Origin of the sequence: Flavobacterium sandaracinum, from assembly GCF_004349135.1 — a bacterium.
Taxonomy (GTDB): Bacteria; Bacteroidota; Bacteroidia; order Flavobacteriales; family Flavobacteriaceae; genus Flavobacterium; species Flavobacterium sandaracinum.
Genome location: NZ_SMFN01000001.1, coordinates 255,586 through 279,601 on the forward strand (window position 1 = coordinate 255,586; position 24,016 = coordinate 279,601).

21 protein-coding genes and 1 pseudogene are annotated in these 24,016 nt (G+C 34.6%); 8 read left to right on the plus strand and 14 right to left on the minus strand.

Annotated elements, in window-relative coordinates:
* Window positions 1-15: 15 nt before the first annotated feature.
* Window positions 16-858 carry an isoaspartyl peptidase/L-asparaginase gene (locus E0F91_RS01120; RefSeq protein ID WP_132064533.1) on the minus strand — a complete coding sequence of 281 codons (843 nt, stop codon included), beginning with the start codon at window positions 856-858 and terminating at the stop codon, window positions 16-18.
* A gap of 37 nt (window positions 859-895) precedes the next feature.
* Window positions 896-1,768, minus strand: a complete 873-nt coding sequence (locus E0F91_RS01125; protein ID WP_132064534.1) for a cyanophycinase — start codon at window positions 1,766-1,768, stop codon at window positions 896-898.
* 442 nt (window positions 1,769-2,210) lie between these two features.
* Here E0F91_RS01125 and cphA point away from each other — a divergent pair, with 442 nt between their 5' ends.
* Window positions 2,211-4,835: a cyanophycin synthetase gene (gene cphA, locus E0F91_RS01130; RefSeq protein WP_132064535.1), complete on the plus strand. Its 2,625-nt coding sequence runs from the start codon at window positions 2,211-2,213 to the stop codon at window positions 4,833-4,835.
* Between the two features lie 187 nt (window positions 4,836-5,022).
* On the opposite strand, the gene E0F91_RS01135 is transcribed toward cphA, so the two are convergent.
* Window positions 5,023-6,282, minus strand: a complete 1,260-nt coding sequence (locus E0F91_RS01135) for an asparagine synthetase B (RefSeq protein WP_132064536.1) — start codon at window positions 6,280-6,282, stop codon at window positions 5,023-5,025.
* A 343-nt stretch (window positions 6,283-6,625) separates the two neighbouring features.
* On the opposite strand from E0F91_RS01135, the gene E0F91_RS01140 reads away from it, so the two are divergent.
* Entirely contained in the window at window positions 6,626-7,348 is a 723-nt protein-coding gene (locus tag E0F91_RS01140) for a DUF547 domain-containing protein (RefSeq protein WP_165930070.1), read from the plus strand.
* On the opposite strand, the gene E0F91_RS01145 is transcribed toward E0F91_RS01140, so the two are convergent.
* From E0F91_RS01145 to tgt, 8 genes are all read right to left on the minus strand, one after another.
* Window positions 7,345-8,013, minus strand: a complete 669-nt coding sequence (locus E0F91_RS01145) for a response regulator transcription factor (protein ID WP_132064538.1) — start codon at window positions 8,011-8,013, stop codon at window positions 7,345-7,347. The two genes, E0F91_RS01140 and E0F91_RS01145, sit on opposite strands and share 4 nt — an antisense overlap.
* Window positions 8,014-8,016: 3 nt before the next feature.
* Window positions 8,017-8,808, minus strand: a complete 792-nt coding sequence (locus E0F91_RS01150) for a sensor histidine kinase (protein WP_132064539.1) — start codon at window positions 8,806-8,808, stop codon at window positions 8,017-8,019.
* A gap of 642 nt (window positions 8,809-9,450) precedes the next feature.
* Complete coding sequence (locus E0F91_RS01160) at window positions 9,451-9,843, minus strand: hypothetical protein (protein WP_132064541.1); 393 nt, start codon at window positions 9,841-9,843, stop codon at window positions 9,451-9,453.
* Between the two features lie 169 nt (window positions 9,844-10,012).
* A complete protein-coding gene (gene dnaB, locus E0F91_RS01165) occupies window positions 10,013-11,557 on the minus strand; it encodes a replicative DNA helicase (protein WP_073350996.1) in 1,545 nt (514 codons plus the stop codon).
* A gap of 144 nt (window positions 11,558-11,701) precedes the next feature.
* Window positions 11,702-12,655: an acetyl-CoA carboxylase carboxyltransferase subunit alpha gene (locus E0F91_RS01170; protein ID WP_091171356.1), complete on the minus strand. Its 954-nt coding sequence runs from the start codon at window positions 12,653-12,655 to the stop codon at window positions 11,702-11,704.
* A gap of 115 nt (window positions 12,656-12,770) precedes the next feature.
* Window positions 12,771-13,658: a DMT family transporter gene (locus E0F91_RS01175; RefSeq protein WP_132064542.1), complete on the minus strand. Its 888-nt coding sequence runs from the start codon at window positions 13,656-13,658 to the stop codon at window positions 12,771-12,773.
* Entirely contained in the window at window positions 13,645-14,733 is a 1,089-nt protein-coding gene (locus E0F91_RS01180) for an LptF/LptG family permease (protein ID WP_132064543.1), read from the minus strand. Before E0F91_RS01180 ends, E0F91_RS01175 begins: the two co-directional genes overlap by 14 nt.
* 157 nt (window positions 14,734-14,890) lie before the next feature.
* Complete coding sequence (tgt, locus tag E0F91_RS01185) at window positions 14,891-16,021, minus strand: tRNA guanosine(34) transglycosylase Tgt (RefSeq protein WP_132064544.1); 1,131 nt, start codon at window positions 16,019-16,021, stop codon at window positions 14,891-14,893.
* A gap of 284 nt (window positions 16,022-16,305) precedes the next feature.
* Between tgt and E0F91_RS18055 the strand changes: the two are divergent.
* The 4 genes and pseudogenes from E0F91_RS18055 to E0F91_RS01205 all read left to right on the plus strand — a co-directional run.
* Window positions 16,306-16,503 (plus strand): annotated as a pseudogene (locus tag E0F91_RS18055) (tyrosine-type recombinase/integrase); the annotation flags it as partial.
* Window positions 16,504-16,646: 143 nt separating this feature from the next.
* Window positions 16,647-17,360, plus strand: coding sequence for a hypothetical protein (locus tag E0F91_RS01195; protein ID WP_132064545.1), 714 nt, complete (start codon window positions 16,647-16,649; stop codon window positions 17,358-17,360).
* Window positions 17,361-17,429: 69 nt separating this feature from the next.
* Window positions 17,430-17,927 carry a DUF4468 domain-containing protein gene (locus tag E0F91_RS01200; RefSeq protein WP_132064546.1) on the plus strand — a complete coding sequence of 166 codons (498 nt, stop codon included), beginning with the start codon at window positions 17,430-17,432 and terminating at the stop codon, window positions 17,925-17,927.
* 607 nt (window positions 17,928-18,534) lie between these two features.
* The gene (locus E0F91_RS01205) at window positions 18,535-20,004 is read left to right on the plus strand and encodes an ArnT family glycosyltransferase (RefSeq protein ID WP_165930071.1); all 1,470 of its coding nucleotides are present in this window, start codon (window positions 18,535-18,537) and stop codon (window positions 20,002-20,004) included.
* 491 nt (window positions 20,005-20,495) lie between these two features.
* Here the strand turns inward: E0F91_RS01205 and E0F91_RS01210 are convergent, their stop codons facing one another.
* Both E0F91_RS01210 and E0F91_RS01215 read right to left on the minus strand, forming a co-directional pair.
* Window positions 20,496-20,960 carry a hypothetical protein gene (locus E0F91_RS01210; protein WP_243698814.1) on the minus strand — a complete coding sequence of 155 codons (465 nt, stop codon included), beginning with the start codon at window positions 20,958-20,960 and terminating at the stop codon, window positions 20,496-20,498.
* Window positions 20,961-21,064: 104 nt separating this feature from the next.
* Window positions 21,065-21,904 (minus strand): alpha/beta hydrolase, encoded by an 840-nt coding sequence (locus E0F91_RS01215; RefSeq protein WP_132064549.1) that lies wholly within the window; start codon window positions 21,902-21,904, stop codon window positions 21,065-21,067.
* Between the two features lie 210 nt (window positions 21,905-22,114).
* On the opposite strand from E0F91_RS01215, the gene E0F91_RS01220 reads away from it, so the two are divergent.
* Window positions 22,115-22,546: a DoxX family protein gene (locus E0F91_RS01220; RefSeq protein ID WP_207919021.1), complete on the plus strand. Its 432-nt coding sequence runs from the start codon at window positions 22,115-22,117 to the stop codon at window positions 22,544-22,546.
* Window positions 22,547-22,657: 111 nt separating this feature from the next.
* Here E0F91_RS01220 and E0F91_RS01225 read toward each other — a convergent pair whose 3' ends face one another.
* Entirely contained in the window at window positions 22,658-23,035 is a 378-nt protein-coding gene (locus E0F91_RS01225) for a hypothetical protein (RefSeq protein ID WP_132064550.1), read from the minus strand.
* Window positions 23,036-23,401: 366 nt separating this feature from the next.
* Between E0F91_RS01225 and E0F91_RS01230 the strand changes: the two genes are divergently transcribed.
* A complete protein-coding gene (locus tag E0F91_RS01230) occupies window positions 23,402-23,971 on the plus strand; it encodes a Crp/Fnr family transcriptional regulator (protein WP_132064551.1) in 570 nt (189 codons plus the stop codon).
* The last annotated feature ends 45 nt before the right edge of the window (window positions 23,972-24,016 follow it).

Sequence of the window (24,016 nt, forward strand, 5' to 3'; positions counted from 1 at the left end):
TTTAACTAGAGAGTATTACTCGAAAACTTCAAAATTTTCCCCATCAAAACTGGCAAAAACCATACTAGGATGAGAATCCTGATGCCACATATTTCCCTGACCATCAATTGCAATCGCTCCGGCAAAACCATCATAGGGTTTCAGTTCGCTAAAAGTTTTAGTAAAGGCTTCCTGTAACGAAAAACCATCTGAAACGCGCGTTACAATTTTTGCTGCGGTAGCATTGCTAACGATATCTTCGCCTACGCCAGTTAAACTTACGCCACAAAATGCATTCGCATAATTTCCTGCTACAGTTGCCGAGTCGGAGATTCTACCTGGAATTTCAAAACCTTTACCTCCTGTTGAAGTAGCTGCTGCAATTTTATTATTTGAATCTAAAGCCACACAACCAACCGTTCCTATTCCATTTGCTTTGCGCTTCGCCTCATATTCCAATCGCCGTTGTGGTATTTCAGTTGAAACAGCAGGAAAACCATGTACTCTTGCAAAATTGGTAGCACCACTTCCGCCCAAAACTCTATCATCATATTGCATTAATAATTGAGCAACCTGAACTGGATTTTTAACCTCTTCAATATTAATTACACCACTCATTTTCTGCGTATCGCCATTCATAATGGCGGCACTCATCCTAATTTTCCCATCGCTTTGTATTTGAGAACCCGTTCCCGCATTAAACAACTCATCATCCTCGAGAAGTGAAACGGCATGCACCACGGTTTCTAGAGCCGAATGTGATTTTAAAAATTCATAAGAATCTTTAACAATTCGTTCTAATGCAGTTTGTTTTGCAGCTTTAGTTTCGGGGTTGGTTGATGATTCTGAAAAAAAACCACCATGAATAATTAGCTTCATAATTGATTGAAAATTTTAAATCTGTACTTTTTAACTATTACAAATAATGGGAGGATTGAATGTGCATTTTATGCGTTTCAAGGTTATAAGTGTCAAATTTGCTCATAACATGGGTCACTAAATGTGAAATGGATATAGGCTGCCCTAATTCAACTTTAGTCAAATTAGTATCTTTTATTTCGCGACCATCAACTAAAATGACCAAACCAGAACCTATTGCTTCCATTTCTCGATTATTAGTAATCAACAAACCCGTATCTTCTCCAAGACCTATTCCAAGTACTCTAGGGTTACCAACAACAGCTTGAAAAAGTCTGCCAATTCTGCCACGTTGAACGAAATGGGTGTCGATAATCACACCATCTATTAATCCCAGTCCACTAGAAATTTTCACTTCTCCTTTCAATAATGCTTCTGAACTACTTCCTTGATAAATCATATTATTGGAAGCTGCCGCAGCTCCAGCCGAAGTTCCTGCATAAATAAATTCCTCATTATGGTATTTATCCAATAACATATCATGAAAAGGAGTCCCTCCAAGAATAGATGACAATCGCAACTGATCGCCTCCAGTAAACATGACTATATCTGCTGCTTTTAACCGAGCCAAAACTTCTACATCCGCAGCTTGCTCTCGTCTCTCGATCGTAAGTATATCGACGTTTTTAGCATTCAAATACTCGAATGCTTTCACATATTCAGGACCAATTTCCCTTGGTATAACAGAAGCAGTAGTGATAATTTCTATTCGTGATTTTTCTTTGTGTTTAGATTCATTTATGATTCTTTTTAAAATGCCAGCCTCAAAAAAGTTTAAGTTGCTTGAAGCATTTTTATCTAAATTGGTTTCTGTAAAACTCCCTTTATCTACCGCACCACCTATTATTATAAGTTTTCCTAATATATTCATTTGGTAAAAATAACCAAAAAGATAAAAAGAGCCTTTGAAGTTGCGTTTTTTTTTAATTATTTAGCAATGATAGCACTTACAAAAAATTATATTCTAGACAGTCTTTACGTTATTTAATGCCCTATATTAATTGACTTGACATTGAATTTAAAGGCATTTAACCCCGTGTAAAATTTTACTTTTTATGAATTAGTCCTGAATCATAAAATTCGTTCAAAAAAAATTGGGGTACGCTTAACAAATCACACGAAACGATTCGATTAATTTTAAAATAAATTTTGATTCCTATTCTAAAAAACTTTAATTTAGGTGCAGTGTAATACATTTAGATGGATTGAATAGAATGTACTTTACTTTTTTTTAAAATCAATACGGATTGATACTTTGGAAATATACTTCTAAATTCAACCGTTTTTTATATAAGTAATAATTTTTCCGTTTTATGAAAATAATCAAAGTACAAGCCCTTCGTGGCCCGAATATCTGGAGTATTCAAAGAAAAAAATTAATCCAAATGCGTTTGGATTTGGAGGAAATGGAACAATTTCCAACCAATAAAATAGACGGTTTCAAAGAACGAATTGAAGCTATGTTCCCTTCCATGATTGAACACCGTTGTTCTGAAGGTTGCCGTGGCGGTTTCTTTTCTAGAGTAGAACGCGGGACCTGGATGGGACATGTAATCGAACATATTGCCCTTGAAATTCAATCTCTTGCAGGAATGGAAACCGGTTTTGGAAGGACTAGAGAAACAAAAACTCTTGGAACATACAACGTCGTTTTTAGTTATACCGAAGAAAATGTAGGCCTCTTTGCTGCAGAATCTTCTGTTGCCATTGCCGAAGCCCTAATTGCGGGAACTGAATATGATTTGACTGCCGACTTGCAGAAAATGCGTGAGATACGCGAACGCGTGCGACTTGGACCTAGTACGGGAAGCATAGTAGAAGAAGCTGTTTCCAGAGATATACCTTGGATACGTCTTGGAACAAATTCTTTAGTGCAACTTGGATATGGAGTTAATCAAATGCGTTTTCAGGCAACAATCACCTGCAAAACCAGCAGCATTGCCGTTGATATTGCTTGTAACAAAGAGCAAACAAAAAAAATGTTAGACATGGCCTCTATTCCTGTTGCCAATGGAAGCATTTGTACTGACGAAGAAGGATTGGCTGAAACTATAAAAAAAATTGGTTATCCCATTGTATTAAAGCCTTTGGATGGTAATCATGGAAAAGGAGCATCTATAAATGTTACCAATTGGGAAGATGCTGTTTCAGGGTTGTCTTTTGCACAAGTATATGGCAAACGTGTTATTGTCGAAAAATTCATAACCGGTTTCGATTTTAGAATATTGGTTATCGATAATAAATTAGTGGCTGCCGCAAAAAGAGTTCCTGCTCACGTAATAGGAAATGGAACGGATACTATTCAGCAATTAATTGAGACTACCAATCAGGATCCAAGAAGAGGTTATGGACATGAAAATGTACTGACTCAAATCGATGTTGACAGGGATACTGAAGATTTATTGGAAAAACTAAACTATACATTGGAAACCATTCCAAGAATTGGTGAAATTGTTTTCCTAAAATCTACTGCAAATTTAAGTACGGGTGGAACTTCTGTAGATGTTACTGATATGATGCACCCGGAAAATATCTTTCTTGCTGAAAGAATTTCAAGAGTAATTGGACTCGATGTTTGTGGAGTCGATATAATGGCCGAAAATCTAACACAACCTTTAAAAGAAAATGGTGGTGTAATTCTGGAAGTCAATGCAGCTCCCGGTTTTAGAATGCACCTTGCACCTTCTGAAGGATTACCAAGAAATGTTGCCGCCCCAGTAATTGACATGCTCTATCCTCCAGGAAAATCATGCCGAATCCCTATTATTGCTGTTACAGGAACGAATGGTAAAACCACCACCACCCGACTTTTAGCCCACATTGTAAAAAATAATGGATTTAAAGTAGGATTCACCACCTCAGATGGGATTTATGTTCAAAACCACATGATGGAAAAAGGAGATACTACAGGACCTCTTAGTGCTGAATATATATTACGAGATCCAACAGTAGAATTTGCCGTTTTGGAAACAGCCAGAGGCGGAATCCTGCGTTCTGGATTAGGCTTTAGTCGTTGTGATATTGGAGTTATCACTAACATTCAGGAAGATCATTTAGGGATTAGTGACATACATACTTTAGACGATTTAGCAAGAGTTAAAGCCACAGTAGTAAAAAGTATTAAGAAAAATGGATGGGCTGTTTTAAACGGAGATGATGCTCATTGTATAAAATTAGGAAAGGACTTAGACTGCAACGTCGCTTATTTTAGTTTAAACGAAGACAATGAGTTCATCAAAAAACTTTGCGCTGAAGGAAAAACCGTTGCCGTTTATGAAAACGGATACATTACCATCAAAAAAGGAGAATGGAAAATTCGAATTGAGCGCGCCACTCACGTTCCATTAACGCTAGGTGGAAAGGCAAAATTCATGATCGCTAATGTACTTGCTGCAACTTTAGCCAGTTATTTATGGGGTTTTAAAACAGAAGATATTAGTTTATCTCTACAAACTTTTATTCCAAGTGCCGCACAAACCCCAGGAAGGATGAATATTTTTGAATTCAAAAAATTTAAAGTCCTCATCGATTTTGCCCACAATGCATCTGGCTACAAAGGTGTTGAAGACTACCTGCAAAGCGTGGATGCGACCAAAAAAATTGGAATTATAGCTGGCGTTGGGGATCGACGTGACGAGGACATTAGAGAATGTGCTAATATTGCTGCCCGAATGTTTGACCACATTATCATCCGACAAGAAAAATACCTGAGAGGGAGAACAGAAGACGAAATCATAGAATTAATTTTAGAAGGAATTAAAAGCTCTGGAAAATCAGTGACCTATGAGATAATTCCCAAAGAGACGGAAGCCATAAAACACGCGATAAATAGTGCTGAGGAAGGAAGTTTTATTACCGCTTTGAGCGACGTAGTAGCCAACGCCATTGAAATCGTACAAGAATATTTAGACAAAGAAAACGAGCACGGGATTATTTAAAAAAATTCCTTATTACCAATAAAAGCGACTGTGAAAAGTCGCTTTTATTTTTAAAAATAGAATGATAACCTATTATTTAATGCTTTTATTCTGAAACTAGCCTGCTGGGATTTTTGCCAATTTTACTGGCGGAATATTTCGTTTTCACTAAAATTAAAAATGCAACATTACTATTTTATTTAGAATGCTACGTTTTCAACTTTTTCTTTCTAGCAGCTGGAAACAGAACATTATTTAAAATCAAGCGATATCCCGGTGAGTTAGCATGCAGATCTAAAACTGTAGGCGGATCGCCAACTTGGTGTTGAAAATCCTCTGGATCGTGCCCTCCATAAAAGGTGAACATTCCTTTCCCTTTTTGACCATGAATGTAACGTGCTTCTCCATTCAGCTCGCAGGTACCCATCAACAGCACATTGGATTTTATTAAGGATACATCAAATGCAGTGGTTTGTCCCATAAATCCCTTCACTAGTTGGGTGTGATTCTGACACAGCATGCTGGGAATTGGGTCCCACTTTGCTGAAAATTCCATTAAAGTAAAATAATCCTTGATCATAGGTACTCGTCTTTTAGAAGTCATATCAATATCTGAAAATTCGTATTGCTCTGGTCTTCTTTCCAATGTAAAATCCTTAAAAGCAAACGAATTGCTGTAATTCATTTTCGATTGGTAATTTCCCTCACTAGGATCTCCATCAAACATGGCCTCACAAATATCAACGCCATCCGCTGCTAAGGCTATATCAAAACTATCTGTTGCAGAACACATAGCAAACATAAATCCACCGCCTACAACAAAATCCCTAATTTTCTTGGTTACAGCTCCTTTTTCCTGCGATACTTTAGCATAGCCTAATTTCGTAGCTAATGATTCGGCTTCTTTTTTTTGCTCGATGTACCACGGAACGTTTTTATAAGCCCCATAAAATTTGCCATATTGTCCAGTAAAATCCTCATGATGTAAATGCAACCAATCATAAAGTAACAATTGATCGCTTAAAACTTCTTCGTCGTAAATAGGAGTAAAAGGAATTTCAGCATACGTCAAAACCAAAGTTACTGCATCGTCCCAAGGTTGCTTTCCTTTAGGAGTATACACCGCAATTTTAGGTGCTTTTTCCAGCACCACTGATTCCATGTTTTGGGAAGGACTGGATATTTCATTTAAAATAGCCACTTCCTCCGCATCAGAAATAATTTCAAAATTGACTCCTCTAATTTGACATTCTTTTCGAATTTCTTCAGCATCAGGCAGCAAAAAAGAACCCCCTCGATAATTAAGTAACCAACTCGCTTTGTAATTTTTGTCCAAACACCAATACGTAATTCCGTAGGCTTTCAAATGGTTTTGCTGCGAAGTTTCATCCATTGGAATCAAAATAAAAGAAGCTTTGGCTGTTAGTGACAATAGGAAAAGAAATATATAGAAGAGTTTTTTTAGCATCTTTTACTGATTTTTTTATATCTCAAAGATAGAAAGTAAGGACTTCAAATGATTAAAATTTAACGTTTAAATGACCTTTTATCATCAATTTTCTAAAAACACGTAAAAATACGCATAGCCAAATTATTTCTAAATTATAAATTCGCAAATATCCTTTAATAAACCAAAATGAAAAATGTAATAATGAATCCAAACGAAAGTAATGATCCGTTCAATCTTATGAATTTATTAAAAAAAATAGGGTTGTGTTTATTAGTAATTCTAATCATCACCTTTTACATGCTTTGTTACCAACATCTTAGCTTTTAAAAATCTCTAATTATTCTTAAAAATATAAATTGTTTTGAAAAATTATTACACCGCACTATCAGAAGAAATTCTCGCCACTGCAAAATCAGATGGGGATTCAAGCGCGTTGAGAAGGCAACTTTTCTATATACTACCATCAAAACTGGAGAATAGTCTGGATTGTGATGATTTGAGAAAGACCTTTTGGATCAATATCTATCATGCGTTTTATCTCATCATTTCAAAAGAAACTTTAGATAACACTTTTATTTATGAAGCTAAAAGGATAAAAATTGCTCGTTCCATACTTTCATTGAACGACATAGAACATGGAATTTTAAGAAAGTTAAAATATAAAATGGGATTTGGATATCTTACAAATCCATTTTATTCTGATTTTATAAAAGCGTGTGCCGTACAAGAGTTGGATTACAGAATCCATTTTGCTTTAGGCAGTATTTATCTAGAAAAAACTACTGTTGATTATTATGACAGTACTATAATTGAAACCCAACTCATACAAACTACTAACAACTTTATTCAATCAGAGACTAAATTTGATTCAAAATTAAAATTAATTCGAACATCTAGATTTTTATTCTCTTATTTTCGGGATTTCGGTGGTATGCGGTCTGTTAAACAATTATTGCAAACAAGTTTAAAAAAAGACATAAAAGGGTATAGGCTCCAATTCAAAAGCACTAAAAAAAAAGATAAAAGCAAGGTGATTGCTTTCCCTTTAGCTACTAAATCTGATTTTAAAAAAATACAATATTAGGAATCAAAATCCATAATTTCATTCTGCACAGCATAAACTACCAAACCAGCAATATTTCTAGATTCTGTTTTTAGTAATAAGTTATTGCGATGACCTTCTACCGTTCTGGGGCTTATAAACAGCTTTTCAGCAATTTCAGCTGTACTTTTTTGGGAACAAATTAGTTTCAACACTTCAACTTCACGAGCGGTCAAAAAATTATTGTCTAGAGTGCTCTTTGTTTTTTTAGCAGTCAAGACATCATCCTGAATAATTTTCATGACATAATCCGTGTAGTAAAAACCTTTTTCAGCAACTTCATTTATAGTTGTAATCAATTCTTGGGGCGTTGCATTTTTAATCAAATACGAAACCGCGCCTACATCAATCATGTTAGCAACAAAAGACTTTGAATCGTAACTGGTCAATGCTATAATTTTTAGTTTTGGAAATTCTACATGAATGATCTTAGTTGCCTCAACACCATTAATTCCTGGCATTTTTAAGTCCATGATGATAATATGCGGATGATTATTTTTATTGTTTTGGAGAAAAGAAATCAATTCATCCCCATTTGACGCTTCAAAAATGATGTCAATATTTGTTTCACGACCCAACAAAAAAGAAATTCCTTTTCTAAAGAGAATTTCATCATCCACTAATATTATTTTTATAGTTTTACTCATTTTTTAAAAATTAAAAACTACCGAAACTCCTTTGTTTATTGCTGACTCCAAGGTCATTTTACCATCTAAAAAAGCAATTCTACTTTCTATATTTTTCATTCCTAAGCCTTTTTTATTTTCGTCGGATTTCATTTCAAAACCAATTCCATTATCTGAATAAGAACATTTTTTGATACCATTGTTTTCTTCAAAAAGAACAGCAATACCTGTGGCTTTTCCATGTCGAAGCGAATTATTCATTAGCTCTTGCAAAATTCTAAAAACGTGCAAATGTCTATCAATCTCTTTGATATCAAATGTAGTTTTATTTTCATAATTTACTTGTACAGCTTTAGAACTGCTAAACTCCAAACACAATTCTTCGACACCTGCATGAAGTCCAAATTTTTCTAAAACGGGAGGCAATAAGCCGTGTGCAATTTTTCTTGAGTTATCTAAAGCTTTCCCAGTAAGATTGATAATGTTTGCTGTAATTTCATGAATCTCGTTTGAAGATAAATTAGGCGTGGTCAATAAATGAGAGTTCAGTGAAACGATATTCAGTTTTGAGCTGATGTCATCATGCAAATCTTGTGCAATACGCTTGCGTTCCTCTTCCTGAGTAATAATGACGGCACTTAAAAGTTCTTTTTGATACTGGATTTCTAAATCCTTTTTTTCTAATTCCTTTTCAATAATTTTCTTTCTCGAAAAATAGAAAAATAAGACTAAAACCAATCCCATTAAAAGAAAAACGACACAACTATAAATTAGTATTTCAATTATTTCACTTTCTTGTAGCGTATTTACTTTCATAGAGCAGTATTGATTTCTTTTTTAGAAAAACTTTTTTTCCATTCTACAAGTATAAAAATTTGATATACGATATATAAAACTGCGTTTAAGATCCAGGGGATTTTATTTAGCTTAGGACTTAAGGAGGTCATTAAATTTCCAACTAAAAATAAAACAGTACTTCCTGACAAGTAAATCAAAATCCCTAAGTTGATATAATAAAACTCCTTATTTTTACCTAATAAATTGTACAAATGAAATGTTGCAAAAATGATAAGTAAAAATGAAGTGACAAAAATTTCAAACAAATTGAATTTAAAAAACACACTGGGATTATAACCATATTGAATGCCTAAAAGGCATAAGCCAAAAACCAATCCTCTTTCTATTACTCTTTTTTGAAAACTATTTTTTATAATTTTTAAATAAAAAAAACTTAAAAAAACGAATTGCCCAACAAAATAAAAATGAGATAAGAAAAGATTATTTATTGCAAAATAAAAAAAAACACCCGATGTAATTTGAATTACGAAAACAAATAATAAATAAGACGTAAAAACACGAAAAGCTTTCCCTCTTATTGAAAAGCCTTTAATAAATAATATTAAATTTATTAATAAAAAAACATACCCAATATTTATAAACAGATTTATCATTTAAAATTTATTGAAACATAGGACTAGAAGGATCACATGCGGTTGGACATGGAGCTGTAAAATCATAAATATCATCTTCGGCTCCTGCTGAATTTCCAACCCCAACAGTAATCATATCTACATAAATTCCTGTTTCCGGATTAAATTTTGTTCCTACAATCATTAATTTTTCAACGCCTGCATCATCCACTCCAATATAAGCTCTCACGGCATCTACTCCTTCTGCTAATACTTCCAGTAAATCAACTTTTGGAATCAAAAAAGCATTCACATGATGGTGTTTGTTGTAATTCCCTTCTCGTTTAGTCCAACGTTTGGCCCATTTTTGTGCTGTTTTTAATGGAATGGAATTAATCGATTTCCCTTGAATTTTCCCTTCTGAATTAGTTTGTTGTGACATAGGTTTTTAGTTTTGGTTCACAATATTTTTTGAAATTAAAAATCGTTAGCTAAACTACTATTTTTTTATTGTTTTAACAAAATACATCCTAACAATACAAAATTAAAAAGCCTAAATTAGATCGCTAATTTAGGCTTTTAATACTTTATTTTAAAAACGAGATCAATTTCTAAAAAGGGACGTCGCTGTCATCATCCGGATCATTCAAATTACTTCCAAAAGCATCATTAGCAGATGGTAAATTTTTAGTAATAAAAGGATTGTCATCCTGATTCATACTGGATGGTAAATCATCATACCCACCACTGTAATCTTCCAGATTATCAAACTTTCCTAAATGGCCAATAAACTTCAATCGAACGTTTTCAATACTACCGTTACGGTGTTTTGCAATCATTATTTCCGCCTGACCCGCAGTTGGAGATGCTTCATCATCATCCCATTCGTCAATTTTGTAGTATTCGGGACGGTATAAAAAAGATACAATATCGGCATCTTGCTCAATCGCACCCGATTCACGTAAATCAGATAATAAAGGTCTTTTGCTGGATCCACGTGTTTCTACCGCACGCGACAATTGCGAAAGGGCAATTACAGGAACGTTCAATTCCTTGGCCAATGCTTTTAAGTTTCGGGAAATCGTAGAAATCTCCTGCTCTCTATTTCCGCCACCTTTTCCATTTCCTCCGGCCGTCATCAATTGCAAATAATCGACAATGATAATTCGGATTCCGTGTTGGGAAACCAAACGTCTGGCTTTTGCTCGTAAATCAAAAATAGATAACGAAGGCGTATCATCAATAAATAATGGTGCTTTTTCTAAATTTTTAACTTTAGTACTCAACTGTTCCCATTCGTGTTTTTCTAATTTTCCAGTACGCAGCTTCTCCGAAGACAAACCAGTTTCTGAAGAAATCAAACGGGTGATTAACTGAACCGATGCCATTTCCAGAGAAAACAAGGCTACGGGCATTCCGAAATCAATTGCCATATTTCGGGCCATCGATAATACGAATGCGGTCTTCCCCATTGCAGGTCTTGCCGCTATAATGATTAAATCACTTGGTTGCCAACCCGAAGTAATCTTGTCTAACTTGTCAAAACCGGTGGCAACACCACTCAATCCTTCTTGACCGGCGATTTCCTCAATTCGTTTTTTGGCTTGCAAAACTAAACTTTGGGCGGTCTCTGAACTTCGTTTGATGTTTCCTTGTGTAACCTCGTATAATTTAGATTCAGCTCTGTCTAATAAATCAAAAACATCCGTTGTTTCGTCATAAGAATCTTCGATAATTTCAGTTGAAATCCGAATCAAACTACGCTGAATAAATTTTTGTAAAATGATTCTAGAATGAAATTCAATGTGTGCTGAAGACGATATCTTTTGCGTAAGCTGAATTAAATAAAAATCACCCCCTGCCAATTCTAATTTGGCATTTTTCTTGAGTTGCGCAGAAACAGTTAATAAGTCAATAGGCTGTGTTTCAGTAAAGAGCTGGACAATAGCTTCAAATATATGCTTGTGTGCTTCTTTATAAAAAGCATCGGGCTGAAGAATATCAATTACATCATCAACTCCTTTTTTATCAATCATCATGGCACCCAGTACGGCCTCTTCTAAATCGAGGACCTGCGGTTGCAATTTTCCTTTTTCAAGGCTTATTATTGTAGTTTTATCAACCTTAACAGGATTAATATTTCTGAAGTTTTCCATATAGCGAAAGTAGCGAAAATTAAAAAAAGATAGTCTTTGAGTTGTTACAAATAATTGTTCATAACTAACTATTTTTTGTTTATAACCAAAAAAAATCCGTCTCGTTTGTCACCGAGACGGATTAAATTTATTTTCATAAAAAAATTATTCCTTGTACTCGCCCATTTTACTGTACTTATCCATTCTCTGTGCAATTAATTGTTCTGTTGATAAGTCTTTCAGTTCATTGAATCCTTTCATAATATATTGCTCTACCGTTTTGAAGGCAGTTTCTCTATCGTAGTGTGCTCCACCTAAAGGTTCAGGAATAATATCATCTACTAACTTTTGCTTTTTCATGTCAGCCGATGTCAATTTCAAAGCCTCAGCAGCTTGTTCTTTGTATTCCCAGCTTTTCCATAAAATGGACGAGCATGATTCAGGTGAGATAACAGAATACCAGGTATTCTCCATCATATATACTTTATCCCCTACCCCTATTCCTAATGCGCCACCAGAAGCTCCTTCACCAACAATTACGGTGATAATAGGCACTTTTAAGCGAATCATTTCAAATATGTTTCTGGCAATAGCTTCACCTTGTCCGCGTTCTTCGGCTTCTAATCCTGGGTAAGCACCCGGAGTATCAATCAAAGTTAATACAGGAATGCCAAATTTCTCTGCCATTTTCATCAATCGCAACGCTTTTCTATACCCTTCTGGATTGGCCATTCCAAAATTACGGAACTGACGCGTCTTGGTATTGAAACCTTTTTGCTGACCAACAATCATAAACGATTGACCGTCAATTTTTCCTAAACCGCCAATCATGGCTTTATCATCTTTAAAACCTCTGTCTCCAAAAAGTTCCAAAAAAGTATCCCCGCACAAAGCGCGAACGTGATCCATTGTGTACGGACGACTTGGATGTCTAGAAAGTTGAACCCGTTGCCAAGCAGTCAAGTTTTTATAAATATTTCTTTTAGTCTCTTCTAATTTCTTATTGATTTGTTTGCAAGTATTCGTTACATCAACATCTGATTCCTGACCAATAACAAGACATTTGTCTAACTGTTCTTCAAGTTCTTTTATCGGAAGCTCAAAATCTAAATATTCCATAGGATTTCTGCGTTTTTGTTTTTATTTCGAACCGCAAATATAAAATTTTAAATCGTTCGAAAAGGTAAATATTCTATTTATGTGTAAAAATTTGCTTCAATAAAGCTAGAAGTTCTTATTCTGTTTTGCCCTTTTGATAGTGTTTAATGGCACCATTCAGGATTACCGTGATAACAATGATCAGTGCACCAATGTAAAACTCAAAACTCATTTTCTCTTTTCCGCCAAGGATGAAATACGCCAATACAATTCCGTAAACCGGCTCTAAATTGGTAGTCAACATTACCGTGTACGGCGTTAATTTCTGCATCACTTTCACCGACGCCGTAAAAGCATACGCAGTACAAACCGACGCTAAAACTAGTATTAAAATCCAATTATTAGCGGTCAGTACAAAGAAGTCCAATGAAAATTTCCCTTGGAACAAAAAGTAAATTGAAATAAAACCTACACCAGCCAAAAATTCATAAAACGAGATAACCGATGGATCGTGATCCGCAATCAGTTTTCCGTTCATCAACGTAAACAAAACGCCTAATATGATCGATGCTAAAGCATACAGCATGCCGTCCAAATAGTTGATTTCGACTTTCATAATCAATGCTAATCCGGCGATAATAATGAGTCCAAAAAAGACTTCGTACCACAAAACCTTTCGCCCATAAAACAGTGGCTCTAAAATAGAGGCAAAAAAAGCACCCAACGAAAAAACAGATAATGTAATGGACACATTAGAAACGTGAATCGCTTTAAAGAAAAAGATCCAATGTAACGCAATCAGTAAACCGACAAAAATCAATTTCAAGAACGATTTTAATGGAATTCGAAACGATTTTTTCTTAAAAACCAAAAACAACGCTAAAAAGACAGCTGCAAAAAACATGCGATACCAAACCAAGGCATCTGCTGTAATGGTTATTAAAGCGCCTAAAATGGCGGTAAAACCCCAGATAAATACAATTAAATGAAGGTTTAAATAACTTTTTAAATTATCGTTTTGCATTACGTAGTAAATAAATGGCTAAAATTCCAAAGGCAATATTGGGCAACCAAACGGCTAACATTGGCGGGATACTGGATTTTTCGGCTAAGACACCAAATATTTTATCAAAAAACACAAAGGCAAAAGCCAGTGCAATTCCTATGGCTAGATTCGTTCCCATTCCGCCTCTACGCTTCATTGAAGAAACGGCGACAGCAATAATGGTAAGAATAAATGCCGATACGGGAACGCTGTATTTTTTGTACAAAACCACTAAATACACGTTGATATTAGAGGATCCTCTTTCTCTTTCTTTTTCGATAAAAGCATTCAATTTTCCTAAGCTCAACGTTTCCGCAATATAAACTACAGGAGTTAAATCTTCCAAATCAAAAGTAAAAACAGCATCTTTTTGGGGCAGCTTTTCAATTTTATCATTGAGTTCCCCTACCGTTCTTTTAGTGTAATCATACATCGTGTAAGTGCTGTCCTTTGGATTCCATTTGATTCTGCTGGCCGTTATTTTATGCACAAGTTTTTCGTTCTTAAATTTCTCTAATGAAAAATTAAAAGCTGTTTTTGATTCGGTATTAAAACTGTTTACATAAATAAACTCATTGTCATTGATTTGGCGGTACACATCCGTATTATCACCACGCATCGCTTCTTTTCCACCGCCTTTTAAATAAGTATATCTGAAGTTGTTGAAACCTTCACTAGCCGCTGGAACAACGAAAAAACCCATTAACAAAACAAAGACAGAAACTATTGAAGCACCTATAATATACGGTCGCAAAAAGCGCGTAAATGAAATCCCAGAACTTAAAATGGCAATAATCTCCGTATCATTCGCCAGTTTTGATGTAAACCAAATCACCGATAAAAACAAAAATATAGGAAAAAGGGAGTTCGCGAAATAAACCGTAAAGTTGTAATAATAAAGTGCAATCTCTAAAAATGGAACTTTATTTTCCAGCATTTTATTGATCTTCTCAGATACGTCTACAACGATTCCGATGGGTATAAACAACAATAGCATCACCGCAAATGTGGCTAAATATCTTTTTAGGATGTATTTGTCTATTATTGTTAGCATTTTTTTTTAGTGATTAGTGATTAGTACTTAGTGATTAGTATTATAGCAACCAGTAATTAATAAGATAACAAGTAGTAAGTTAAGGGTAACAATACCTCCTGACTAACTAATCATTTTTCAACTATTCACTAATTACTTTTTACTATTCACTTCCTAGCTATAATCTTTGGCTCATATTTTTCACCATCATTTCTTTCCAAGGTCTGAAATCGCCCGCTAAGATATGTTTTCTGGCTTCACGAACCAACCACATATAAAAACCAAGATTGTGTATCGTAGCAATTTGTTTTCCCAGGTATTCATTGGCAGCAAAAAGGTGGCGCAAATACGCTTTCGTGTATTCTGTATCTACAAAGGTGATTCCCATTTCATCAATTGGAGAGAAATCAGCTTCCCACTTTTTATTTTTGATATTTATCGTCCCATTTGCGGTAAACAACATTCCGTTTCTGGCGTTACGCGTAGGCATCACACAATCAAACATGTCGATTCCAAGGGCGATATTTTCTAAAATATTGATTGGAGTTCCCACGCCCATCAAGTAACGCGGTTTGTCTTCCGGTAAAATTTCACAAACCACTTCGGTCATGGCATACATTTCCTCCGCCGGTTCCCCAACTGAAAGTCCACCAATGGCATTTCCTACTTGGTTCGAATTCGCAATATATTCCGCAGATTGCTGACGTAAATCTTTGTAACAGCTTCCCTGAACAATTGGAAAAAAAGCTTGGTCGTAACCGTATTTTACAGGCTGCGTGTCTAAATGATTGATGCAACGGTCTAACCAACGGTGCGTCATTTTCATCGAACGTTTGGCGTAATTGTAGTCACAAGGATACGGCGTACACTCATCAAAAGCCATGATAATATCGGCACCAATGGTACGTTGAATTTCCATCACATTCTCAGGCGTAAAAAAGTGGTACGAACCATCAATGTGCGATTTGAACTTCACTCCTTCTTCCTTGATTTTTCTATTGGCCGAAAGCGAATACACTTGGTATCCGCCAGAATCCGTCAAAATATTACGGTCCCAGTTCATGAATTTATGCAAACCACCTGCTTTTTCCAGGATTTCCGTTTGTGGACGCAAGTATAAGTGATAGGTATTTCCCAAGATAATATCTGGGTTGATGTCTTGTTTCAATTCCCGTTGATGCACTCCTTTTACCGATGCTACGGTACCAACAGGCATAAAAATTGGAGTTTCAATCACTCCGTGATCTGTAGTAATACTTCCCGCTCTGGCTTTAGACAGTGGGTCTTTTTTTAATAAATCAAACTTCATCTAGTATTTTTATTGTTTTTTTGGTACGTTGCCATTCGCAAATAAATACTGTTTTACCAGAACTATTTATCATATCGCATTTCCTAGCAACGTATTTCATCCGATTGTTCGGCTGGCAAAGATAGGTTAATTTGAAATTTACATCAAATAAATGTTTAGTCTTGCGGACCTTAAAAAATCAGCATCAAAATAACCCTAATTCAGTTCATTTTAAACGAAAATAATACAAGTGATTTGATCCAAAAGCCAATTCCTATTTTCTGTTTATTTTGGGCGTGCCCCGCAAAAAAGCGGGAATTACAAAACAGGCTACTTTGTATTGGCTTCGGCATAGTTTTGCTCCCCATTTATTAGAAAGCGGCACTGATTTGTTTTATATTCAGGAATTATTAGGACATAGTAGTAGCTAAACCACAGAAATTTACACCTACTTAAGTACGAAAAGTATTCAACAAATAAAAAGTCCTTTTGACGATTTGTAAGAATTTTTGAATATATTTGAAAAACAATAAAACGAAACAAACTTTCGCTTATCTACCCAAATTTGGGTGTATATACGAAGGTTTGTTTCGCGAATATACTATTTAGTTGTAATGCACCAAAATTGCACATAAAAAATACCAATATGAAAAATTCTTTTGTTGCTTTTTTTGATATTTTAGGTTTCAAAAATATGGTGGAAAAAAATTCTCACGAAGAATTAATGGAAGCTTATCAGTTTGGATTATATGACAGTTTAGAAAATGCAGAAGAAGCTACTAATTTGTTTTTGAGTATGATAACTCCACCTGAAGAGTTAGAAACTTTAAAAATTCAAATCTATGTTATCTCTGACAGTATAATTTTTATTCAAGACACTTTAACTCAAAGAGGACTTTTATATATAATTTCTTATTGTAGAATGTTAATTGGAAGTTGTCTTGCCGATGGAATCCCAATTCGAGGAGCATTATCTTTTGGTCCCGTCTCTGTAGAAAACAAAAGAGGAACTACCATCGTTGGAAAGGGTTTAACTAAAGCTTATAATTTAGAATCTAAACAACAATGGGCAGGTGGAATTGTCGATAAAGAATGTTTTGAAATAGTACCAAAAGAGAATGAAGATTTAATAAATCACTTGATTAATAATAAAAAAAACCCTATAATCACTAAATATAATGTTCCACAAAAAGATGGTTCAGAAAAAGAAGAGTTAGCTATGGATTGGACTATATATGAACTTTTAAAAAATCCAGAAGATATTAGAAAAGCATTTAGTAAGCATAACAAGGAAATAAACGATGATGTTGAAATAAAGATTGAAAATACTATTAAATTTTTCAACTCACTAAAAAAATAAAAATTACTACAGCTAAAAATAAGCAAGTTGTAATCACAACGCAGAAAAAATAAAATCTAAAAAATCATTATGAAAAAATTATTTACTTTATGTCTATTTGCTGTTTTCTCAATAAACACATTTGGGCAAAACATTGTAAAAGACAGTATTTCTCAAAAATACGAAGCTCACCAAATAATTGAGCTTGAAAGCTTGAAAGCTGATGTTATTTACACAAAAACTAAAGAATGGATTGCGTTGAATTATAAATCAGCACAAGATGTTATACAATTAGCTGATAAAGAAAGTTTAAAAATAATAGTAAAAGGTAATTTTAATTCAACACTATTTATGAAACAAGGATCTATTTCACATACTTTAGTTTTAGATTTTAAAGATGGAAGAATGCGATATACTTATTCTGATTTCAGCTATTATAGTTCAGGTTCCGGAAGTATGGCTTTTGAAAGTAAAAATTTAGGATTTAAGAAATCAATTATTAAATCAACTGAAAAAGATCTAAAAACTTCAATTGAGAGTTTAAAAAAATATATTCTACAAAATACAAATAATAACAACGATTGGTAATAAAGCACTACAGCTAACAGCCATTTTGATATAGCTGGAATTACAGTTTCACATCAAGTTTTCGTTAAGCCGAAAAATTAGCGGTTACGAATTTCCAGCCATCTCAAAGCAGCAAAACGTTATATGCTAATTGTGCCGAAATGATGCTGACGGAAACAATTTGAAAAATAGTTTGTAAAGTATAGAATATTGAGGCTTAAAAGTTTGATTTTGAAAATGGAAATTTGAAAAGTGGAAACGTGAAATTGGAATCAAAAAGCAGAAGCGTAAAAGTTGGAATGGCAAAGCAGAAACTTGAAAGTTAGAATTTGACAGCAGAAGCGTGAAAATTGGATTTTGCCAACAGAAGCGTGAAAAGTTTGCGGTTAAAATCTTACTTTCGACAAAAACAAGCCTCCAGTAACACTTGCTAGAAGATATTTGGGCAATTGGCTTAATTTGAAAATGGTCTTGTATTTGGGAAGTTTAGGCAAATCCGAAAATAAGGCTTAATTTAATCCCAAACCTCTTGTAGCGGCGACACGCTACCTACCATTTGACCAACTGACAAACCAAGATGCAAAATAGAAAAATAATATTAATAATAGCCTTTTTTTGTGTCTTAAAATTGACACTTCACCTGATTGCGGACTCTAATTCAGGATTTCAAGGAGACGAATTATTGCACATTGAAACAGGGAACTACCCAAGTTTGGGATATATGGAATTTCCGCCCGTAATTGGTTGGCTGGCTTTTATTCAAAATCAATTTCATTCCCAATCCGTATTTGTTCACCACATCTTTTCGCACATTGCTTCATTATTAATTTTAATATTAATCGCACTTACAACTGTTAAACTGGGTGGTAAAGCAAAAGCAGTTTTTATTGTACTGCTTTGCATTTTGACTGCACCAGCTTTCGGACGCGGACATCAATTATTTCAGCCCGTAGTCTTTACACACTTATTTTGGCTTTTTTCATTTTATCAATTGGTCCGATATGTTACAACCCTTGACAAGAAATATTTACTTTATCTAACAATCGGTGTTGGTTTTGGTTTCCTTACAAAATATGATATATTTTTCTTTATTATAGGGCTTACTGGTTTGCTGTTTAGCAAGCGGACACGAACCTCAATTTTGCAAAAAGATATTTGGAAATACATTCTCTTGTTGCTTGTACTTATAGCACCAAACGTTTTATGGCAATACAACCAAGGATTTCCAGTATTTGATATGTTCTCACGTCTCTATGAAACCCAATTGGACAAACTGACAATAGTAGGAGTTCTTGAAAGTATAGTTATATCCTTAAATCCATTAACATTATTTTTTTGGGCGGGTGGATTAATTTATATGTTTAGAACAAAAAATAATTTTATTTATAGACCAATTGTACTTACAATCGTCATTTCCATAGCACTATTGGCTATTAACAAAAGTAAAGCATATTATTTTTATCCTGCAATGATTACCTTGCTAATCTTCGGGAGCATCTGGTTTGAACAAAAAATCCTATCAAAACGCCAATGGGTTTTATTTCCCGCAACGGGTCTTCTTATTTTGTCGGGAATTGTGTTGATACCATTTGGGTTGGCAGTTCTGCCATTGGATACATTTATAAAATTCGCGGAAATAGAAAAGAAAGGCAATCGTTACGAAATAGAATATACAGAATATTACTCGAAATCAAAATGGGAAAAAACTATGGAAGGACTTCAAAATGTTTACGATAGCCTAACAATTAACGAAAGAAAGGATTGTTTGATTTGGGGCAAACATTATAGTCAAGCAGGCGGAGTAAACCTTTTTAGGGGAAATTACAAAATACCAAAAGCATTTTCATACCACGGTAGCTTCTACCTTTGGTCACCAGAAAAAGGTGAATTACCGAAAACGATCATAGCGTTTTCGCACGGAGAGGCTGGAATTGACTTTTTTCAGTCTTTCTTTAATTCGGTTGTGCCAGTAAAGCGAATATATAATCCGTACGCCGACGACGAAAAAGATTTGTGGCAAACAATATACATTTGTAAAGAACCAAAACTAAATTTTGAACAGTTGAAGACTGAATTTAAAACAAGGATTTTTGAATAACGAAGTAATTAAAAACGGCAGGTAACAGCTCGTTGGGCTTGAAAAGCCAACAATGAACCCGCGGTTGAACTGCCTGTCCCGTTTTTACGGGAGAACCGATTACATGCCGTCAACACTATGGAGTTATCCTAAAATGGGTAGAGTGATTACAAGAGGCTAAAACGCCTCTTTTTTTTTTGCAGTACAATGAGAGTGGTTTTTATCGTGATTTCCTTCACATATATCCATAAAATCTTCCCTACAAAATTAGCTTTCATAGGAACTAGAACTTTGGCTGCAGCCAAGATACCATCCCGACACTTCGGGAGGCGGTCCAAGCTGGTCAAAAACGGCATTTAAACAAAATAGTTTTGACTACTAATTAAGAAAAATGCAAAGTGACTTATTAATTCCTTATTCCTTTGGTTTGCATTAACAACAAAGACCGCTTTAAATTTATTTTAGAGCGGTCTTTGTTAGCATTTATTTCTATTTGTCCCTCAAAGGACATGCTAAAACACACGCAATCGTACTTTTGGTATGCCCACTCCTATTTGCGAGTTTACCGTGGTTCTGGGTACTCTATTATCATATGCTGGTTGACGATACCCATGGTAATAATAGCCCGCATTTTGATACCAGTAGTTACTGTGATTGCAATGACTGCCGCAGTGATAGTGATGCGCTGCATAACCGTCTTTTTTGCCTTGAAGATAGGCATGATAAGCTCTTCTATTCTTTTTCCTTAATTCCTTTTCATATTGTTTTTGTTCCTTCCAAAACTCACGCTCTTCGGCTTTACTTTTGACTTTAAACTGCTGCTCGTGTTGAGCGTCCTCTATACCTCTTTGTTGATAATACGATAATTCGTGTTTTGTTTGGACCTTGGTATCTTGATTAAATCCTGATTCCTGAGCATTTACATTGGGTAAGAAACAAAAAATCAGTAGGGTTAAAATGCTTTTAACTGTTTTCATAGTTTTTAAATTAGTGTTAATAAAATAGTCTTTTATAGGTAACTACACTAATAAGACAACTCTAAACTAATTTACCCTACCGAAACAAGCACTAATTATAAAAATTATTTAAGGTTACTTTTCATAAAGTCAATAATCTCATCAAAGCGATTGCTCCAAGGTGAGAAATATTGTAGAACCATTGGGACGTGCTTTTTATTCAAGCGAATTGGTGTCACCTCGGGTTGAAAAGGTTGCAATGCAGTTACAAAACGACTGTTAGCGACTTTAATGGAATTATAGGTTTTGTCTCCTACATAAATTAAAAAAGGCGGCGTGTTTTTATTTAAAAAATAAATAGGAGAAGCATCTTTCCATTGGGCTGGATTTGAGGTCCAAGTAGTTAAATAATCATCTTTTGTAGTAGGCGGATTTCCTTCTAAATAATTTTTCATGTCCAATCCAGCTGCATCGTTGAGTATAATACCAGATATGCTTTTAGGATCAAGTCCATATTTTGGATTCATAACCGCCAAAGCCCCAAGATGTCCTCCAGCTGAATGTCCTGTTATGAAAATTTGATTGGGATCACCGTTGTACTGGCTGATGTTCTTTTTAGTCCACTGTATTGCGGATACAATTTGTCGTGTCATGTCATCATAAGTGGCATCAGGACTCAATGTGTAATCTGGAATCACTGTAATAACGCCTTTGCTTGCAAAATTACGACCTAACAAATCATAGGTTCCTTTTCGGCCACTGTTCCAATTTCCTCCGTGTACAAAAATTAAAACCGGTGCCGGAGTTGCAGTTGATTTTCGGGGAACAAAAACATTAAGTTGTGGTGGATTTACAGTGTTTGTATCGGTAGTATTAAGGTACGAAATATCAGTATTTTTTTTAGAACCGCAGTTAACCAAAAGAAGTGCATTCAATAGTACGATGATAAAGAAAGAGAAACGCATATTTATTTTTTTTTACGAATATAAGATTTAAAAAAATCAAGAAAGTTAATTTAGCTTTAAAAGGGAGTTTTTTGAGAAAAATTAATTGTCGATACTTTTATACACCTATATTTACCATGAACTTCAGTTTATTAATGCGGGTAAAATTTTCCTAAATAAACTAATCACTCCATTATTTCTACCTTTATTTTTACGAAAAATTAAACACAAATGAACACTGCAAATATCCAAAATCTCGAAAAAATGAGTTTAGCTCAAAACATAAGTCGAAATATATTAGGACTATTTCTTACCACTGCTGGAATTAGTCATCTTACATGGAGTCGAACGGAATTTTTAGCACAAGTACCACCGTGGATTCCTATAAACGCTGATTTAGTAGTTCTGCTGTCTGGTGTAGTCGAAATTGCTTTGGGTTTATCCCTAATTCTATTATTTAAGTATCGCATACAAGTTGGATGGGTTGTAGCTGCTTTTTTTGTCCTGATCTTTCCGGGAAATATTGCGCAACTGGTCGAACATAGGAACGCTTTCGGACTCAATACAGAACTTGCTAGATGGCTCAGACTTCCACTTCAACCACTACTCATTCTAGTAGCATTATGGTCAACTGGAGCCTGGCATTCCTGGAGGACAAAATAAAAATAGAGCAAGGAAGCCCTATATATCTTTTATTTAAATATCAAAATTATATTGTACCAAACAAAATAGGCTGCCCTTGCGGACAGCCTATCAACATTTATCTCAAAAAGATTAGTTGAATTGTGAAGCCACATATTCAATTAAGCTTTCATCGCTCATTTTATTAGAAGTACTTTCTTTAGCCTCTACATTTTTGTATTGTGGCGTCTCACTCAAATATTTAATAAATTGTTCTTGAGCTACACCAGGTCCTGTTATGTGCAATTCATCCACATTTTGCATGTGAGCAGTGATGCTTTTAAATAATTTGTGAAGCGAATCTCTTTCAGCATTATTTGCAGCATTTTCATTTGAATTACCACCTTGACCTTCTTCTTTCTCGTGTCCTAAAACTACGAAATCTCCAGAATCTACATTTTCTCTACCTACGATAGTTGCGTGATGGGAATCCATCCAAACTCCGAATTGTTTTTTACTTTTGTCTGACATTATAATTGTATTTATTTTTATTACTATTTATAGTATTAAATTATCAAAGAGCATGCCGTGATATTTTAATTACTTATTAATTTAAAAGTAGGCTATTTTTTTGAAATAATCGCAGCTAACTCTGAATTTGGTTTTTAATTAACACTATTGGTTTGCGCTATATATAAGACTAAAAAAACCATATTTTTGATACAAACATTCGCTATTATTGGATTTTTTATAAGTACTGCCATTGAGTAACCTGATTTACCTCCTTTGTCAATTTAAGATTTCTGTATTAGTCTGTTTTGCGTTTGTATCAAATTAATTCAATAGGTATTTATTGTTTGTACCTTTACGTTCAAAATAAAACTAAACCACAATAAGATGTACACAATTCTGAAAAAGTATATCAATAGCAGAACGCAAATTAAGGATGAGGAAGTGGAGTTGATTTGTTCCTTTTTTAAACCTTTGAAAACAAAACGAAATGAAATTTTAGTTCGGTATGACGAAATATGCCAACAGTATTATTTTGTGAACAAAGGTTGCATCAGGCTTTTTACAATCAATAAAGAAGGAATTGAAACCTCTCGATTTTTTGCTTTTGAAGGTGGTTTTGGAACGGCATTACCCAGTTTTATAGATCAGCAGCCCACTTATGAATACCTACAGACGATAGAAAAATCAGAGTTGCTGGTCATTTCGAGAGCTGACTTTTATCATTTGGTTGCAACAATTCCTCAATTTGCGATGATTTATAGAGAAATTCTAGAGTTGGGTTTTATAACAGCACAAAAACGTATTTACGGTTTTCAGGGATTTGATGCCTTAGAAAAAGTAAAATGGATTATTGAAAATCAGCCTCATTTTTTATTGCGTGTTTCTAATAAAATGGCCGCGTCGTATTTAGGAATTTCCCCTTCGACCTTAAGCAGAATAAAATCCAAACTCTAAAAAACGTTGACATAGGACAAGCTTTTTCACGCGACTCATTTTTAA

Excerpts from the sequence above, each read along its gene's own strand:
- E0F91_RS01210 (WP_243698814.1), bottom strand. The coding sequence starts at position 20,960 with ATGAAAACAGTTAAAAGCATTTTAACCCTACTGATTTTTTGTTTCTTA.
- E0F91_RS01220 (WP_207919021.1), top strand. The coding sequence starts at position 22,115 with ATGAACACTGCAAATATCCAAAATCTCGAAAAAATGAGTTTAGCTCAA.
- E0F91_RS01200 (WP_132064546.1), top strand. The coding sequence starts at position 17,430 with ATGAAAAAATTATTTACTTTATGTCTATTTGCTGTTTTCTCAATAAAC.
- E0F91_RS01175 (WP_132064542.1), bottom strand. The coding sequence starts at position 13,658 with ATGCAAAACGATAATTTAAAAAGTTATTTAAACCTTCATTTAATTGTA.
- E0F91_RS01125 (WP_132064534.1), bottom strand. The coding sequence starts at position 1,768 with ATGAATATATTAGGAAAACTTATAATAATAGGTGGTGCGGTAGATAAA.
- E0F91_RS01170 (WP_091171356.1), bottom strand. The coding sequence starts at position 12,655 with ATGGAATATTTAGATTTTGAGCTTCCGATAAAAGAACTTGAAGAACAG.
- E0F91_RS01230 (WP_132064551.1), top strand. The coding sequence starts at position 23,402 with ATGTACACAATTCTGAAAAAGTATATCAATAGCAGAACGCAAATTAAG.
- E0F91_RS01135 (WP_132064536.1), bottom strand. The coding sequence starts at position 6,282 with ATGCTAAAAAAACTCTTCTATATATTTCTTTTCCTATTGTCACTAACA.
- E0F91_RS01160 (WP_132064541.1), bottom strand. The coding sequence starts at position 9,843 with ATGTCACAACAAACTAATTCAGAAGGGAAAATTCAAGGGAAATCGATT.
- E0F91_RS01195 (WP_132064545.1), top strand. The coding sequence starts at position 16,647 with ATGAAAAATTCTTTTGTTGCTTTTTTTGATATTTTAGGTTTCAAAAAT.
- dnaB (WP_073350996.1), bottom strand. The coding sequence starts at position 11,557 with ATGGAAAACTTCAGAAATATTAATCCTGTTAAGGTTGATAAAACTACA.
- E0F91_RS01215 (WP_132064549.1), bottom strand. The coding sequence starts at position 21,904 with ATGCGTTTCTCTTTCTTTATCATCGTACTATTGAATGCACTTCTTTTG.
- E0F91_RS01180 (WP_132064543.1), bottom strand. The coding sequence starts at position 14,733 with ATGCTAACAATAATAGACAAATACATCCTAAAAAGATATTTAGCCACA.
- cphA (WP_132064535.1), top strand. The coding sequence starts at position 2,211 with ATGAAAATAATCAAAGTACAAGCCCTTCGTGGCCCGAATATCTGGAGT.
- E0F91_RS01150 (WP_132064539.1), bottom strand. The coding sequence starts at position 8,808 with ATGAAAGTAAATACGCTACAAGAAAGTGAAATAATTGAAATACTAATT.
- E0F91_RS01145 (WP_132064538.1), bottom strand. The coding sequence starts at position 8,013 with ATGAGTAAAACTATAAAAATAATATTAGTGGATGATGAAATTCTCTTT.
- E0F91_RS01120 (WP_132064533.1), bottom strand. The coding sequence starts at position 858 with ATGAAGCTAATTATTCATGGTGGTTTTTTTTCAGAATCATCAACCAAC.
- E0F91_RS01225 (WP_132064550.1), bottom strand. The coding sequence starts at position 23,035 with ATGTCAGACAAAAGTAAAAAACAATTCGGAGTTTGGATGGATTCCCAT.
- tgt (WP_132064544.1), bottom strand. The coding sequence starts at position 16,021 with ATGAAGTTTGATTTATTAAAAAAAGACCCACTGTCTAAAGCCAGAGCG.